This window comes from Citrobacter sp. TBCS-14, assembly GCF_005280805.1.
Taxonomy (GTDB): domain Bacteria; phylum Pseudomonadota; class Gammaproteobacteria; order Enterobacterales; family Enterobacteriaceae; genus Citrobacter; species Citrobacter gillenii.
Window position 1 is genome coordinate 1 of record NZ_SZWM01001072.1, and the last position, 259, is coordinate 259.

Below are 259 nucleotides of genomic sequence, written 5' to 3' on the forward strand. Positions count from 1 at the left end.
TCGCTCGACCCCCGACAGACGGTGGGATATTCCATCTTAGAGCCACTGCGGGTGCACGGTTTGTTGCAAGGCGATGCGGCGACAAAACGGGTCGCATGGTTGCTCGAGCGTGTCGGGTTGCTACCTGAGCACGCCTGGCGCTATCCGCACGAATTTTCCGGTGGTCAGCGTCAGCGTATCTGTATAGCCCGGGCGTTGGCGCTCAATCCTAAAGTGATTATTGCGGATGAGTCCGTCTCGGCACTGGATGTCTCGATTC

1 protein-coding gene is annotated in these 259 nt (G+C 58.3%); it reads left to right on the plus strand.

Annotated features, from left to right (window positions below; all coding sequences use genetic code 11):
- The coding region (locus tag FDX22_RS23995; RefSeq protein ID WP_146717892.1) for an ATP-binding cassette domain-containing protein at positions 1-259 on the plus strand (259 nt) is incomplete at both ends.